Origin of the sequence: Kitasatospora dryopteridis (assembly GCF_050749075.1) — a bacterium.
Lineage (GTDB): Bacteria > Actinomycetota > Actinomycetes > Streptomycetales > Streptomycetaceae > Kitasatospora.
The window spans coordinates 5,276,242-5,291,530 of sequence record NZ_CP192749.1 but is presented as its reverse complement, the minus strand read 5'-3'; the positions used below and the strand labels follow the sequence as shown (position 1 = coordinate 5,291,530).

The 15,289-nt window shown below is 72.7% G+C and carries 14 protein-coding genes; 1 reads left to right on the top strand and 13 read right to left on the bottom strand.

The window, feature by feature from the left end; genetic code table 11:
• Positions 1-181: 181 nt before the first annotated feature.
• The 10 genes from lepB (ACQ614_RS24015) to proS form a co-directional block, all read right to left on the bottom strand.
• Complete coding sequence (lepB, locus tag ACQ614_RS24015) at positions 182-1,174, bottom strand: signal peptidase I (RefSeq protein ID WP_431680712.1); 993 nt, start codon at positions 1,172-1,174, stop codon at positions 182-184.
• Positions 1,175-1,411: 237 nt separating this feature from the next.
• Positions 1,412-2,368, bottom strand: coding sequence for a signal peptidase I (gene lepB, locus ACQ614_RS24010; RefSeq protein WP_431680711.1), 957 nt, complete (start codon positions 2,366-2,368; stop codon positions 1,412-1,414).
• Positions 2,352-3,245, bottom strand: coding sequence for a signal peptidase I (gene lepB / locus ACQ614_RS24005; protein ID WP_431680709.1), 894 nt, complete (start codon positions 3,243-3,245; stop codon positions 2,352-2,354). The genes lepB (ACQ614_RS24010) and lepB (ACQ614_RS24005) overlap by 17 nt, the downstream gene beginning before the upstream one ends.
• Positions 3,246-3,345: 100 nt before the next feature.
• Complete coding sequence (gene rplS, locus ACQ614_RS24000; RefSeq protein WP_431680708.1) at positions 3,346-3,696, bottom strand: 50S ribosomal protein L19; 351 nt, start codon at positions 3,694-3,696, stop codon at positions 3,346-3,348.
• Between the two features lie 155 nt (positions 3,697-3,851).
• Entirely contained in the window at positions 3,852-4,670 is an 819-nt protein-coding gene (gene trmD / locus ACQ614_RS23995; protein ID WP_431684007.1) for a tRNA (guanosine(37)-N1)-methyltransferase TrmD, read from the bottom strand.
• A gap of 5 nt (positions 4,671-4,675) precedes the next feature.
• Entirely contained in the window at positions 4,676-5,290 is a 615-nt protein-coding gene (rimM, locus tag ACQ614_RS23990) for a ribosome maturation factor RimM (protein WP_431680707.1), read from the bottom strand.
• Between the two features lie 320 nt (positions 5,291-5,610).
• Complete coding sequence (locus tag ACQ614_RS23985; protein ID WP_030275689.1) at positions 5,611-5,850, bottom strand: RNA-binding protein; 240 nt, start codon at positions 5,848-5,850, stop codon at positions 5,611-5,613.
• A 2-nt stretch (positions 5,851-5,852) separates the two neighbouring features.
• Positions 5,853-6,284, bottom strand: a complete 432-nt coding sequence (gene rpsP, locus ACQ614_RS23980) for a 30S ribosomal protein S16 (protein ID WP_363501521.1) — start codon at positions 6,282-6,284, stop codon at positions 5,853-5,855.
• Between the two features lie 543 nt (positions 6,285-6,827).
• Positions 6,828-7,406 carry a hypothetical protein gene (locus ACQ614_RS23975; RefSeq protein WP_363501518.1) on the bottom strand — a complete coding sequence of 193 codons (579 nt, stop codon included), beginning with the start codon at positions 7,404-7,406 and terminating at the stop codon, positions 6,828-6,830.
• A gap of 433 nt (positions 7,407-7,839) precedes the next feature.
• On the bottom strand, positions 7,840-9,252 hold the full coding sequence (proS, locus tag ACQ614_RS23970) for a proline--tRNA ligase (RefSeq protein WP_431680706.1): 1,413 nt from the start codon (positions 9,250-9,252) through the stop codon (positions 7,840-7,842).
• A 199-nt stretch (positions 9,253-9,451) separates the two neighbouring features.
• On the opposite strand from proS, the gene ACQ614_RS23965 reads away from it, so the two are divergent.
• The gene (locus tag ACQ614_RS23965; RefSeq protein ID WP_431680705.1) at positions 9,452-10,270 is read left to right on the top strand and encodes a class I SAM-dependent methyltransferase; all 819 of its coding nucleotides are present in this window, start codon (positions 9,452-9,454) and stop codon (positions 10,268-10,270) included.
• Between the two features lie 140 nt (positions 10,271-10,410).
• On the opposite strand, the gene ACQ614_RS23960 is transcribed toward ACQ614_RS23965, so the two are convergent.
• From ACQ614_RS23960 to ACQ614_RS23950, 3 genes are all read right to left on the bottom strand, one after another.
• Positions 10,411-10,953, bottom strand: coding sequence for a GNAT family N-acetyltransferase (locus ACQ614_RS23960; protein WP_431680704.1), 543 nt, complete (start codon positions 10,951-10,953; stop codon positions 10,411-10,413).
• A 116-nt stretch (positions 10,954-11,069) separates the two neighbouring features.
• Complete coding sequence (gene ffh / locus ACQ614_RS23955; RefSeq protein WP_431680702.1) at positions 11,070-12,644, bottom strand: signal recognition particle protein; 1,575 nt, start codon at positions 12,642-12,644, stop codon at positions 11,070-11,072.
• A 191-nt stretch (positions 12,645-12,835) separates the two neighbouring features.
• Positions 12,836-15,286, bottom strand: coding sequence for a [protein-PII] uridylyltransferase (locus ACQ614_RS23950; RefSeq protein ID WP_431684006.1), 2,451 nt, complete (start codon positions 15,284-15,286; stop codon positions 12,836-12,838).
• Positions 15,287-15,289 lie beyond the last annotated feature (3 nt).

Sequence of the window (15,289 nt, the reverse complement as noted above, 5' to 3'; positions counted from 1 at the left end):
CCTGGCCGGAGCGCGCCGTGTCGGCTCGCCCCCTTGCGGTCCGCGCCTGCGGTACGGGCACTGCGCCGGGCTCCGAGGAACCGGCGAGCCGCGGCACGTCCGAGCAGATTACTCGTCGGTACCGCGGCTCGCGCAAGAGTCGGTGGCGGATCGGCTGTCGGCCGTTCCCCGGTCCGTCCGCTCAGGGGCGGCGCCGGCGGAGCCACCAGACGGCCGGCAGCACGGCGGCCGCGCCTGCCATCGGCGGGGCGAGGGGCGCCGCGGCGGAGAGGCCCTTCTGGTCGAAGGTGTCCGGCACGGGCAGGGTGGCCCAGTCCCCGATCGGCCAGGCGACGACGAACGCACGGCCGACGACGTTGTCCACCGGAACGGTGCCGCCGCCGGGCTGGTCCTGGTGGTAGCGGGAGTCGAGCGAGTCGCCGCGGTGGTCGCCCATGACCCAGATCCGGCCGTCGGGGACCTTCACCGGCCCGAACGGCTTCTCACCGCAGGGGGTGTTGCCGGGGTAGAGGTAGGGCTCGTCCAGTGCGATGCCGTTGACCTTGACCGGGCCGCTGCCCTGACACTCGACGGTGTCGCCGCCGACCGCGATCACCCGCTTGATCAGGTCCTTCTCGTTGGAGGAGGGCATCAGGCCGATGAAGCTGAAGACGTTCTGGATGCCCCGGACGAAGGCATTGCTGTTCTGCTGGGTCGGCTCGTCGTTCAGCCAGCCGCCCGGGTCGTGGAAGACGACGACCTCGCCGCGCTCCGGCTCCGCACCGAACCAGGGGGTGAGCTTGTCGACCAGGACGCGGTCGCCGATCTTGAGCGTCTGCTCCATCGAGCCCGACGGGATCGAGAAGGCCTGCACGAAGAAAGTCTTGATCACCAGCGCCAGGATCAGCGCGATGCCGATCAGGATCGGCAGTTCCTTCCAGAACGACCGCTGCTTCTGCGGTCGCGAACCGCGATCGTCGGAGCCGTCCTGTGCGGTGTCGTTGTCCTCCGCCGCCTCACTCACCACGTCCTCCGAGTCGTTCGGGGCACCGACGGGGCGACCGTCGGCGGCGGCCGCCGCGCCGGCGCCTGCCGGTCCCGCGGTCTGTGCGGACTGGGCCGACCGGACCGCACGGCCCCCCGCGCCATCGGGCTCCGGGGCGCCCGAGCGGGCACCGATCACCAGATCCCCCACGACATCTCCTCCCTGCTGTGCGGACGCCCATGCGCCCGCGCTCACAGTGCCGCACAGCGGGCACCACGCTCCGTAACCGACCGTCGGCCCGCATCAGGCCTGCCCGCGAAGGCCCTGCCTGACACCGATGACGGCTCGGGAACCCCGGAAGGTCACGAGACCGTGCGCCGAGCATTCCAGCACTTCTCTATCACTCCCGATCGGCCCAGCCGCGCTCCCACACGGCCGGCCCCACCATCAACCGGAGCGGTGCGTGCGTCGCGACCCGGCCGACCTCCGCCTGACGGCGAACGGAAGGACGCCCAACACACCCATAACGAGCGAGGGTTCCGCAGGAGTCGGCGGCAGGCCCACCAATCCGGTGGGCGCCGGGAGCGCCGTCGCCGAAACCGGGGCGACCACGCCGGCCGACCGCGCCTGGATCGAGGAGAGTGACTGCGGCACGTCGAGTTGACTGAGCCTGGGCAGCGGCCAGGCGATGAGGACGGCACGGCCGACCACGTTCTTGACCGGGATGGTGCCGCCGCCGGGATTGCCCATGTGGAAGCGGGAGTCCGCCGACAGGTCCCGGTGGTCACCCATCACCCACAGTCTGCCGGCCCGCACGTTCACCTTGAACGGCTGGCGGGAGGGGACGTTGCCGGGCGCGAGGTAGGGCTCGTCCACGGGGGTGCCGTTGACGCTCACCCGGCCCTTCGCGTCGCAGCACTCCACGGTGTCGCCGGCGACACCGATGACCCGCTTGATGAGGTCGTGCTCGTTGTCGGACGGCAGCAGGCCGACCGAGGAGAACGCGTGCTTGACCTGCCGCAGCACCGGCCCGTCGTTGGACGTGGTGCGGTCGGTTTCCAGCCACCCGCCCGGGTCGCGGAAGACGACGACCTCACCCCGGCCCGGCTCGTTGCCGAACCACGGCGTCAGCTTGTCCACGAGGACGCGGTCACCGATCTGGATCGTCTCCTCCATCGACCCCGAAGGGATGACGAAGACCTGGACGAAGAACGTCTTCAGCACCAGGGCGATCACCAGCGCGACCACCACCACCAGCGGTATCTCGCGCAACAGCGAGCGCCGCCGGCGGCGGGCTGCCCGCTGGGCCGTCCTGCGGCGGTCGGCCCGACCGCGTATCGGTGCGGACGCACCGGCCTCCTGCGGGGCCGCCTCGACCGTCCTGCCCCTACCTCGGGTGCCCATGGCCACCAGTCCCCCCTGTTGCGGCGAACGCCTCCGGCCGGTCGAGCGATGTCCAGCGGTCGAAGGGGAAGACCACCCAGTCGGCTCGGCCGATCACCCGGGACTCGGGCACGAAGCCGCCGCCGGGCTCGCCGAGGTGGTCGCGGGAGTCGCGGGAATCACTTCGGTGGTCGCCCATCACCCAGAGCTTGCCGACCGGGACCACCACGTCGAAGGCCACCTTCGACGGGGCGTCGCCCGCAGCCAGGTAGGCGCTCTCGTCGATCGGCACCCCGTTCACCCGCAGCCGGCCGTCCGACCCGCAGCAGGTCACCCTGTCACCGCCCACACCGATCACCCGCTTCACGAAGACCGTGTCACTGCCGGGGTCCAGCCCCAGGCGGTCCAGCATCTTCTGTCCCGCGGTGGGCTCGGCCGCGTACGGCAGAAAGGAGCCGGTCCCGTCGAATACCACGACGTCGCCGCGCTGGACGTGGCCGCCGAACGCATACGCCAACTCATTGGCCACGACGCGGTCGCCGGGTCGCAGGGTGTTCTCCATCGACGCGGAAGGCACGGCGAAGGGACGGGCGACGAAGGTGTTCACCACGACCAGGAGGAGCAGGCACGTGCCACCGATCAGCGCCAGGTCGCGCACCCACCCGGCCCCGCGGCCGGAGTCGTCACCAGCAGCGGCAGCGGCAGCGGCCCCAGTGGCGTCATCGCCACCGCCGACTCCTGCAACGTCCTCACCGGCATCGTCGGCTTCCGGGGCCCCCGCTGCAGCGGATTCCGCGGCCTGTGTACCAGCGGAAACGACCACGGACCACGACGGAAGGTCCGCACCGGCAGGTGCGGACCTTCCGTCGTGGTCCGTGGAAGGTTCGAACGTGGTCATCGGGCTGAGCTTATCCCCAAGGCCTGAAAGGCCAAGGCCTTCAGCCCCGAAGGGCGGGCTCGACCCGAGACTCCGCGCCCCGGCGAGCCGGGGCAGCGGATCAGTTCTCGCGCTTCTCCTTGATCTTCGCGGCCTTGCCGCGCAGGTCACGGAGGTAGTACAGCTTGGCGCGGCGAACGGCACCGCGGGTCACGACCTCGATCTTCTCGACGACCGGGGTGTGCACCGGGAAGGTGCGCTCCACGCCGACGTTGAAGCTCACCTTGCGAACGGTGAAGGTCTCACCGATGCCGGAGCCATGGCGGCGGATGACGACGCCCTGGAAGACCTGGACGCGGGAGCGGTTGCCCTCGATGACCCGGACGTGAACCTTGAGGGTGTCACCCGGGCGGAAGGACGGGATGTCGGTACGCAGCGAGGCCGCGTCGACAGCAGCGAGCTTGTTGCTCATGGTGCTCTCCATCGCAGACGCCACAGGCCGTCCACGGAAGTTCGTGAGAAATGATGGTGCTGCGGGCCGCATCGGCTGGCGACGAACCCCCTGTGGCGGGCACATCGGGCCACGTAGCGGCCCCGAGGGGACGCCCAGCGACAGACAGCAGTCGCCTATTCTTCCACAGCCTCCGGCATCGGCCGAAACCGGCCTTCCGCCTCGTCCCAGACCAGGCCCAGTCGGCTGAGCGCCTCGCGCTCCTTCTTGTCGAAGGAGCCGAGCTGCCAGCGGGCGACCAGGTCCGGCCGGTTGGCCAGCGTGCGGGCGAAGGCCTCCTCGCGCCGCCAGCGGGCGATCTTGCCGTGGTGGCCGCTGAGCAGGATCTCCGGCACCTCGCGGCCGCGCCACTCGGCGGGCTTGGTGTAGACGGGTCCTTCGAGCAGGTCGGCCATGGCCCCGGGGGCGAACGAGTCGTCCCGGTGCGACTCGGCGTTGCCGAGGACACCGGGCAGCAGCCGGGCGATGGCCTCGACCATCACCAGGACGGCGACCTCACCGCCGGCCAGGACGTAGTCGCCGATCGACGCCTCCACCACCGGCATCCGGGTGGCGGCCTCCTCGATCACCCGGCGGTCGATGCCCTCGTACCGGGCGGGCGCGAAGGCCAGCCACGGGCGTGCGGCCAGTTCCTGGGCGAGCTCCTGGGTGAACGGGCGACCGCTGGGCGTCGGGACGACCAGTGTCGGCACCTCGCCCTCCGGCCCCTGGGCGAGCACCGCGTCGAGGGCGGCGCCCCACGGCTCGGGCTTCATCACCATGCCGGGCCCGCCGCCGTACGGGGTGTCGTCGACCGTCCGGTGCACGTCGGTGGTCCAGCTGCGGAGGTCGTGCAGGTGCACGTCGAGCTGGCCGCGGGCCCGGGCCTTGCCGACCAGGGAGACGTTCAGCGGCTCCAGGTACTCCGGGAAGATCGTGACGACGTCGATCCGCATCTCGCTCACGCCCGGGCACCGCCCGCCGAGTCCTCGCCGGCACCGGCGTCACGGCCGGCAGCACCGGCATCCCCGGCATCGGCGCCGTCCGCGGTGTCCGGCTCGGACTCCAGCGGCTCGATCAGGCCGGGCGGCGGCGTGATCACCGCGCGCTGGTTCTCCAGATCGATGGTGGGGACGATCTGCTCGACGAAAGGCACCAGCACCTCGGTGCCGTCGGGCCTGGTGACGGTCAGGAGGTCCTGGTACGGCAGGTGGACGAGCTCGGTCAGCTCGCCGACGAGGGTGCCGTCGAGAAGGACGACGTCGAGACCGATCAGCTGGTGGTCGTAGTACTCGTCCGGGTCCTCCGGGGTCTCCTCCGGGTCGACCTCGGCGATCAGCATGGTGCCGCGCAGGGCCTCGGCCCCGTTGCGGTCCTTGACGCCCGCGAAGCGGAGCAGCAGCCGACCGCTGTGCACGCGGCCGGACTCGACCGTCAGCGGGCCGGCGGAGGCGGGGTCCGTGAGCAGGACCGCGCCCGGGCCGAGCCGGAGTTCGGGTTCGTCGGTGCGGACTTCGACACTGACGTCGCCCCTGATGCCGTGGGCACGGCCGATCCGACCGACGACGAGCTGCACGGTGATCGTTCTCCTGGTGTTGCCGCGCCCCGGGCGCGGTCCTGGCTCTGGCTGGCTGATTCTGAATGGCGGCGCGGATGCTCCGGCGCGGACACCCCGGCGCGGCTGCCGTACGCGACGGACACCGCCGTACGCCGCGAAGTTGCCCGCGCGGCGCGCCACCGGGCCTCAAACCCCGCGCAAGACGCGCCCGCGGACGCGGAACGCAAGGGCCCGGCGCACGGCGGTCCGGCGCGGGCCGGGAACGCCAGAAGGGCCGACCGGGACGACGTGCGTCCCGGTCGGCCCCTGGTACCTGACGAATACCTGACGGCTCCGCGTCAGCGGATGCTGTCCACGTCGACCAGGTCGACCCGGACGTTGCGGCCGCCGAGCGCACCCACCACGGTACGCAGCGCACGGGCCGTACGGCCGCCGCGGCCGATCACCTTGCCGAGGTCGTCGGGGTGCACCCGGACCTCGATGGTGTTGCCCCGGCGCAGGTTGCGCGAACGCACCTGCACCTCGTCGGGGTGCTCGACGATGCCCTTCACCAGGTGGTCGAGGGCTTCCTCGATCATGCTCAGGCCTCGGTGGAGGCGGCCTCGGCGTCAGCCTCGGCCTTGTCCGCCTTCTTCGCCTTCGGGGTGATGGCAACACCGGTGGTGCTGTCCTCGAAGCCCGCGACGGCCTTGGCGAACAGGTGCGAGTAGTCCTCGACCTTGGGCTCGGCGACCTTCAGCGGCTCCGGAGCCGGCAGGCCCTTGAACTTCTGCCAGTCACCGGTGAGCTTGAGGATGGCGAGGACCGGCTCGGTCGGCTGGGCGCCGACGGACAGCCAGTACTGGGCGCGGTCGCTGTCGACCTCGATCTTCGAGGGGTTGTAGGTCGGCTGGTAGATGCCGATCTCCTCGATCGCACGACCGTCACGCTTGGTGCGGGAGTCGGCGACAACGATGCGGTAGTGCGGGGAGCGAATCTTGCCGAGACGCTTCAGCTTGATCTTGACTGCCACGGGAGTGGATTCTCCTGGTGTTGACGTGGGTGAGCGGCCGCTGCCACCGCGTGGGGTTGCGGCGACCGGCCGTTCAAGGGACACGCCAGCCGTAGGAGAGAGGGGTCCTGCCCGGCTGCCGAGTACTCAGCTGTCCATTCTGCCACAGCCCGGCCTGGCCCCCGAATCGTCCGCCCGCTCGGCACACGGTGTGCACCGGCCGACACGGGCCCGACAGGCACGCCCCGACCCACGGTCCGCTGCGCGCAGCCCACCGCCGATCACCCCGCTCCGGCGCCGCCCGCGCGGAGAACGACGGGACACGGAGAACACGAGACACAGAAACGCGACACACGGAGCACGACCAACGGGCAGCAGGGCGCCGCCACGCCCAGGCGGACACCCCCGCCGGGCAGCTCAAGCACTCACCACGACTCAAGCACTCGTGGCCACCGGACGAAGACGCAGTCCGGCCCGACCGAGGGCCCCCGCCCCCGGTAGAGCCGAGCACCGCGAACTGTCAGGAGGGAACTGTCAGCGACGGCACGTGGCCGCCGGCGGAACTCAGCCGATCTTGAACGGCTGCTGGCAGGCGCCGCAGACGATGGCCGCCTGCGCCAGGACGGACGGGACGACACGGACGTTGCGCCCGCAGCCGCAGACCGCCTTGACCCGGACACCGCCACCGGACGAGCCGTGCCGCGCCGCCGGGCCGCGGAAGGCCCGGTGGCCGCCCTCGCCCGCAACGGCGAGCTGGTGGGCGCCGAGGGCGCGCTCCAGCCGCTCGATGGTGTCGGAGTACCTGTCCTCGGTCTCCTTGAGCATGGTCACCTGGGAGAAGCCGCTGCTGGCGTGCGGCTCGACCGGGTGGGCCAGCCCGAGCTCGGAGGCGAGCATCAGGAAGCGCCGGTTGTGGTAGCGACCGGCCCGCGAGGTGTCGCGGATCTCCCGCGCGGCGGCCAGTCCGTGGGCGGCTTCGTGCAGCAGCCGCTCGAATCCGAGCCGGGTGCCGCACGCCGAGGAGGACTCGCCGATCAGGGCCTCGGGCGAGGCCAGGTCGGGGAGGTCCTGATGGTGGGCCTGGATGTCGCTCCAGGCGGCGGCCAGTTCGGCCGCGAGGACGAGAGGCTGTGTCGTGCTCACGCTGGACCAACGTTGGAGAGAGGGCCGATGTTCCGCGAGTTCCCGTTCACGGGGAATTCCCAGCGATCTCTCAGGAATGCGGACACGCTCCTGAATTGCGTTGTTCTGACCTGACGCAAGACCAACCCCCTGCATCTGTGGACCCGCCGAATCTCGGCGGGCTCTCGGCTATCACCCGGGGACACGCACGCCGCCCAAGGCGGACGGCCCGCAGCCCGGTCAAAATTGACAGGGCCACGGGCCGTATACCGTACCGCTTGTTTCGCACCGCCGGGAGTTGACCGGCGAGTAGCCTCGACAAGCAGTGTGCAAACCGCGGTTAACAATCCGCTGAATCGGCATCGAATTGCAACGGAAGTGCATCGGGAAGCACTCCGGAAGCACCTCGGTTTGCCCGATTGCCCGTGCGGGGCACCCGGCCGGTCCCCTGCCGTCAGTACGCGCGGGCGACGATCGCGATGTTGCCGGGCTGGTCGTCGGCCGCCGGGACGGAGCCGTCGGCGGCGACGATGCAGCGCACCGAGACGCCCTGCTCGGCCAGCTTGGCCTCGCCCTCCGGACCCAGGTCGGCCCAGGAGATGCGGCCCCAGCCGGTGGCCGCGGCCTCGACGGCCTCCTCGATGGACGAGACGTCCACGGTGCGGGCCTCGCGGCGCTCGCGCGACTGGCGGAGCAGCAGCGCCTGGTCCTCCTCCAGGATGCCGGGGACGAGCGACGCCAGTGCGTCGGCCGAGACCGGCTCCTTGCCGCCGGCGATCCGGCGGACCAGCATGGCGGTGCCGTTCTCCAGGTCGCGCGGACCGACCTCGATGCGCAGCGGAACGCCCTTGAGCTCCCAGTCGACGGCGCGGCGGCCGAAGGGGGTGTCGGTGCGGTCGTCGACCACCACGCGGACGCCGGCGGCCTCCAGGGCGGCGCCGATCTCGCGGACCTTGGCGAGCACCGCGTCGTCGCCCTTGATGGCGAGGACGACGGCCTGGACGGCGGCCAGGCGCGGCGGGACGCGCAGGCCGTTGTCGTCGCCGTGGGACATGATCAGGCCGCCGACCATGCGGGTGGAGACGCCCCAGGAGGTCTGCCAGACGTACTCGCGCTCGGCGCCCTGCAGCTGGTACGTGGTGTTGAACGCCTTGGCGAAGTTCTGGCCGAGCTCGTGGCTGGTGCCCATCTGCAGGGCCTTGCCGTCGCCCATCATGCCCTCGAGGGTGAGGGTGTTGATGGCGCCGGCGAAGCGCTCGCGGGCGGTCTTGCGGCCGAGCACGACGTCGATGCCGAGCACGTTGGTCATGAAGTCGCCGTAGACGTCCGTGTGGATGCGCGAGGCGTACTCGCGGGCGTCCTCGTAGGTGGCGTGGGCGGTGTGGCCCTCCTGCCAGAGGAACTCGGTGGTGCGCAGGAAGACGCGCGGGCGGAGCTCCCAGCGGACGACGTTGGCCCACTGGTTGATCAGCAGGGGGAGGTCCCGGTGGCTCTGGACCCACTTGGAGAAGTACTCGTTGATGATCGTCTCGGAGGTGGGCCGGACGACGACCGGCTCCTCCAGCTCCTTGCCGCCGCCGTGGGTGACCACCGCGAGCTCGGGCGAGAAGCCCTCGACGTGCTCGGCCTCCTTGGTCAGGTACGACTGCGGGATGAACATCGGGAAGTAGGCGTTCTGCGCACCGGCCTGCTTGATCCGGGCGTCCATCTCCTGCTGCATCCGCTCCCACAGGCTGTACCCGTACGGTCGGATGACCATGGTGCCGCGCACCGGACCGTTGTCGGCCAGCTCGGCCTTGTTGATGAGGTCCTGGTACCAGCGGGGAAAGTCTTCCGACTGGGGGGTGAGTACGGGTGCCTTAGCCATGGGGCAGATGGTACGGGGATCGGGGTTCCGACCGTGAATCCGTTTCACCGGCGCACCGCGGGGGCGCACGCCTCGGCGCACGGACACTCCCTGCACACCTCTGGACGGCGGCGCCCGGGCGCTGTTCGCTGGAAGGCGGGGCGGGAGACGACCGGGGGGAGCCGGAGCATCGGACGCACACACCGAATGGGAGGCCGCGATGGCTTCAGCGCAGGTGACCGGTACGACCGCGCAGCGCCCGCACGCGGGTGGCGGGGCGGGGTCGCGCGGTCGGGCGCGCGACTGGGCGGAGATCCAGGAGCGGATGCTGGTGCCGCTCTACCAGGCCGTATACCGGCGGCTGGAGGTCGGCCCGGCGACCAGCCTGCTCGGTCTCGGCTGCCGCTCGGGGCTCGCCCTGCTGCTCGCCGCGGACCGCGGCGCGCAGGTGGCCGGACTGGAACCGGAGGCGGAACTGCGCGAACTCGCGGAGGGCCGGCGGCTGCGGGTGGCCGGTGTCGGCGGTGTCGACCGGTCGGGCTATCCCGTCCCCCGCTCGGCGTATTCGCTGGTCACCGTTTTCGAGGAGCTCGCGTACGTCGCCGATCCGGCCGTCCTCGTGCTGGAGGCGGCCGCGCTGACGCTGCAGGGCGGGCACGTGGTGCTGGCCGGCTGGGGGCCCCCGGAGCGGTGCGAGAGCGCGCCGGTGCTGGAGGTCGCACGCCGCCGCTCGGCCCGGACGCCGGTCCGCGACCCGTTCGCGCTGAGCGCCCCCGGCGCACTGGAGGAGCTGTGCGCGGGCGCGGGCCTCCGGCCCGCCGGCAGCGGCCGGGTCTCCTGCCCCTTCGCCTACCCGGACCTGGACAGTGCGGTCCGCGGGATGCTCTCCACCGGCCTGTACGAGGGCGCGATCGAGGAGTGGGGCGCGGCACTGGTGACCAAGGAGCTGGAGGAGGCGCTGCACCCCTTCGTGCAGACGGACGCCTCGGTCCGGATGGCCAACGTGTTCCGGTACGTGGTGGCCGAGCAGCCCCGCTGATCCCCCGATCGCCCGGCCCGGGGCCGGCGTCCGCCCCGGGCCGGTGGTGCCCCACCGGACGCACCGGCACCGCAGGCACCGGAGGCCGGCCGGAACACGCCGGTCGGCCCGGACACGCCGCTCAGCGGTCCACACGCCGCTCAGCGGTCCAGCGGTGTCCACTCCTCGACGGTGAGCGCGTACCGCTCGTGGTCGCGCCAGGCGCCGGACAGGAACAGCATCCGCGGCGTGAACCCCTCGTGCCGGAAGCCGAGCCGCTCGGCCATGGCGATGGAGCGGGTGTTGTCGGGCTGCACGTTGATCTCCAGCCGGTGCAGGCCGAGGCCGCCGCGCTCGGCGGAGGCGAAGCAGCGGTCGACCACCAGCCGCATGCCCTCGGACATCCGCCCGGTGCCGGCGTAGGGCAGGTAGGAGTCGTAGCCGAGGGCTCCGTTGCAGAAGCGGCCCATCACGATGTTGGCGACGTTGCACTTGCCGACCAGGCCGCCGGTGGCGGTGTCCTCGATCAGGAAGGTGCGCAGGCCCGGCCCCTGACGGTCCAGCAGCTCGGCGAGACCGTCCGGTTCGACCGGGTTCCACCGCCCTATGTGCTCGGCGGACCTCCGTACCGCCTCGGCATAGGGGGCCACGTCCTCCGGGCGGGGTGCCCTGATCGTCACTCGCACACCACCATCATCGGTCATGTGTACGGCCCCGCGCCGGGCGGCCCACCGAACGACCGGAGGACGGGACCGCCCGGGGCCGGAACGCCGCCGGCCCGCCACCCTGGGAGGGGCGGCGGGCCGGCGGGCGGGGACCGTCAGAGCAGGTCCTTGAACTCCTTGGGCAGTTCGAAGTCGGCCGGGCCCTTGCCCGCGCCGAGGCCGAACGCGCCGCCCGGGGCGGCGGGCTGCTGGCCGGGGGCGCCGGCCGGGCCGAGGGCGCGGCGCTCGGCGGCGGCCGCCTCCTCCTGGGCCCGCTTCAGCGGGTTGCCGGACTTGCGCTTGCCCTTGGCGACCGGCGCCTTCTTGGCGGAGCGCTTACCGCCGCCGCCCATGCCGGGGATGCCCGGCATGCCGGGGATGCCCTTGCCGGAGGCCATCGCGGACATCATCTTGCGGGCCTCGAAGAACCGCTCGACCAGGTTGTTGACCTCGCCGACCTGGACGCCGGAGCCCTTGGCGATGCGCAGCCGGCGCGAGCCGTTGATGATCTTCGGGTCGGTGCGCTCGGCCGGGGTCATCGACTTGATGATCGCGCCGACGCGGTCCACGTCCCGGTCGTCGATGTTGTTGATCTGGTCGCGGATCTGGCCCATGCCGGGCAGCATCCCGAGCAGCTTGGAGATCGAGCCCATCTTGCGGACCTGCTCCAGCTGGGCGAGGAAGTCGTCCAGCGTGAAGTCCTTGCCGCCGCCCTGGAGCTTGGAGGCCATCTTCTCGGCCTCGGCCTGCGAGAAGGTCTGCTCGGCCTTCTCGATGAGCGACAGCATGTCGCCCATGCCGAGGATGCGCGAGGCCATCCGGTCCGGGTGGAAGGCGTCGAAGTCGTCGACCTTCTCGCCGTTGGAGGCGAACATGATCTGACGGCCGGTCACGTGCGCGACGGAGAGCGCGGCGCCGCCGCGGGCGTCGCCGTCGAGCTTGGAGAGCACCACGCCGGTGAAGTCGACGCCGTCGAGGAAGGCCTGGGCGGTGGTGACCGCGTCCTGGCCGACCATGGCGTCGACCACGAACAGGACCTCGTCCGGGTCGACCGCGGCCCGGATGTCGGCGGCCTGCTGCATCATCTCGGCGTCGATGCCGAGGCGTCCGGCGGTGTCGACGATGACGACGTCGTACTGCTTCTGCCGGGCGTACTCGATCGAGTCGCGGGCGACCTTCACCGGGTCGCCGACGCCGTTGCCCGGCTCGGGGCCGTAGAAGGCGACGCCGGCCCGCTCGGCCACCACGCCGAGCTGGTTGACCGCGTTGGGGCGCTGGAGGTCGCAGGCGACCAGCAGCGGGGTGTGCTTCTGCTTCTTCAGCCAGTGGCCGAGCTTGCCGGCGAGGGTGGTCTTACCGGCACCCTGCAGACCGGCGAGCATGATCACCGTCGGGCCGGTCTTGGCGTACCGCAGACGGCGGGTCTCGCCGCCGAGGATGCTGATGAGCTCCTCGTTGACGATCTTGATGATCTGCTGGGCCGGGTTCAGGGCACCGGACACCTCGGCGCCGAGGGCACGGTCCTTGACCTGCTTGATGAAGGCCCGCACCACCGGGAGCGCAACGTCCGCCTCCAGCAGCGCGATCCGGATCTCGCGGGCGGTGGCGTCGATGTCCGCCTCACTGAGGCGGCCCTTGCCCCGGAGGTTCTTGAACGTCGCTGCGAGGCGGTCGGAGAGAGTGTCGAACACGTCGGTCGCGGGTCCCTTGCGGCATCGGTACGGGTACTGTCGTCGCCCCCCAGGGTATCGGGCCGCCCGGCGAACGGTCTCCACCCCGGCCCACACCCGCTCCCGCGGGCCCGGACGGGACGCCGCTCGAACGCGCGGACCGGGCCCTGCAGGGCCCTCAGCAGGCCCGCTCCGGGCCCGCCACGGGCCCGTCAGCCCAGGGCGGCCTGCACGGACCGGGCGACCTCCGCCGCCTGCAGCGGTGCCAGCGGCAGGCCCTCGGAGTCCGTGACGTAGAACGCGTCCACGGCGTCCGCGCCGAGCGTGGAGACGTACGCCGTGCGCACCCGCACCCCCGCGGCGTCCAGGGCACGGCCGATCCGGTGCAGCAGGCCGGGCGCGTCGTGCGCGCGGACCTCCAGGATGGTCGCGCTGGAGGAGGCGCCCTGGGCGACCGAGACCACCGGCGGCGGGGTCGCGATGCCGCGCCGCCGCGGGGCCGCGGCGTCCCGCTCGGCGAGCTTGCGGGAGACGTCCAGCGAGCCGTCCAGGGCCCGGCGGAGGTCGGCGCGCAGCCGGGCGGCCTCGGGCAGCTCGCCGTACTCGGCGGCGACCGTCCAGGAGAGCAGCAGGACGGGCCCGGCGCCGACCGGGTCGAGTTCGCGCAGGCCGGCCGAGCGGACGGTGAGCCGGTGCAGGGCCAGGACGCCCGCGACGGTGCCCAGCAGGCCGGGGCGGTCCGGGATGGCCAGGGTGAGCTCGACGCCCATCGGCTCGGTGCCGGTGGTGTCCTGCTCGGCGTGGGCGTGCAGGGAGAGCGCGGGCCCGCCGGTGCGGGCGGCCTCGACGGCGAGCCGCTCCTCCTCTGCGGTGGGGTCGCCGGCGGGCGGGTGGCTGACGCCGCCGGCCAGCCGGGCGGCGGCCCGGGCGACCAGGTTGCCCACCAGCGAGGCCCGCCAGCTGCTCCAGGCGGCCGGGCCGGTGGCGGTGGCGTCGGCCTCGGTGAGGGCGTGCAGCAGTTCCAGGTGCGGCAGGGTGCCGACGACCTTGGTGACGGCGTCGACGGTGGCCGGGTCGTCGGGGTCGCGGCGGGTGGCGGTGTCGACCAGGGTCAGGTGGTGGCGCACCAGGAGGGCGAGGGTGTCGGTGTCCTCCTTGTCGAAGCCCATCCGGACGGCGACGTCGCGGACGATGACCTCGCCGGCCTCCGAGTGGTCGCCGGGCCAGCCCTTGCCGATGTCGTGCAGCAGCGCGGCGACCAGCAGCAGGTCGGGGCGGGCCACCCGGCGGGTCATCGCGGCGGCCTTCACGGCGGTCTCGATGAGGTGCCGGTCGACCGTCCAGCGGTGCACGGCGTTGCGCTGCGGGCGGCAGCGGACCCGCTCCCAGTCCGGCAGCAGCCGGGTGATCAGGCCTTCGGCCTCCAGGGCCTCCCAGACCGGCAGGCAGGCCTCGCCGGCACCGAGCAGGGTGATCAGCTGCTCGCGGGCCTCGTCCGGCCAGGGCACCGGCAGCGGCCTGGTCTCGGCGGCCAGCCGGCGGACGGTGGTGTACGCGACGGTGAGCCCGGCCTGGGCGGCCGCCGCGGCGGCGCGCAGCGGCAGGACCGGGTCCTGCGCGGGGCGGGCGCCCTGGGCGAGCACGGCCTCGCCGTCCTGCTCGACGACGCCCTCGGCGAGCGGCCTGCGGTCGACGGCGCCCTTGGCGACGGCGCCGGCGCCGCGGCCGACCCCGCTGAACGGGAAGGCGATCCGGGAGAGCCGGCGGCCGCGGCCGCTGCGGGCGGCGAGCACCCGGTCGACCGCGCGCCAGGTGACGTCGGTGGCGTAGGTGATGGTGCGGGCCGCCTCGTAGACCTGGCGGAGCAGGGTGTCGGCGTCGAGGACGCCGAGCCGGGCGGCGACCTGGTCCTGGTCCTGCAGGCTGAGGCGCTCGGTGGCGCGGCCGGTGGTGAGGTGGAGGGCGTCACGGACGTCCGCGAGGCGGGCGGCGGCGGCCTCCAGGCCGTCGCGGGGGGCGTCGGCGAGCCAGGTGGCGGCGATGGCCTTGAGGGCGACGACGTCGCGCAGGCCGCCGCGGGCCTCCTTGAGGTCGGGTTCGAGGAGGAAGGAGAGTTCGCCGTGGCGTTCGGCGCGCTCGGCGCACAGCTGCTGGAGTTCGGGCAGCCGTCCGGCGGCGCCGGCCCGCCAGTCGGCCAGCAGGGTGGAGCGCAGGCCCGCGGTGAGGGCGGCGTCGCCGGCGATGTGCCGGGCGTCGAGGAGGCCGAGCTGGGCCTTGAGGTCCTCGGCGGCGACGGTGCGGGCCTCGTCGAGGGTGCGCACGGAGTGGTCGAGGGCGGCACCGGAGTCCCAGACCGGGTACCAGATCCGCTCGGGCAGCCGGGGGTCGATCGGGCCCTCGTGGAGCAGCAGGACGTCGAGGTCGCTGCGCGGGGAGAGCTCGCCGCGGCCGTAGCCGCCGACTGCGACCAGGGCGGTGCCTGCGGGTGCACCTGCGTCCCGGTAGAGGCCCGCGAGCCAGCCGTCGGTGAGCCGGGCGAGGGCGGTGCGGCGGGCGGCGCCGCCGAGACCGGGGTCGGCGAGCAGCCGGGTGCGGGCGGCGCCGTGGTCGTCCGGGCGGGCCGGGTCGGAGGGGTGGGCTTCGGTCGTGGTCACGTCGGAGATCCC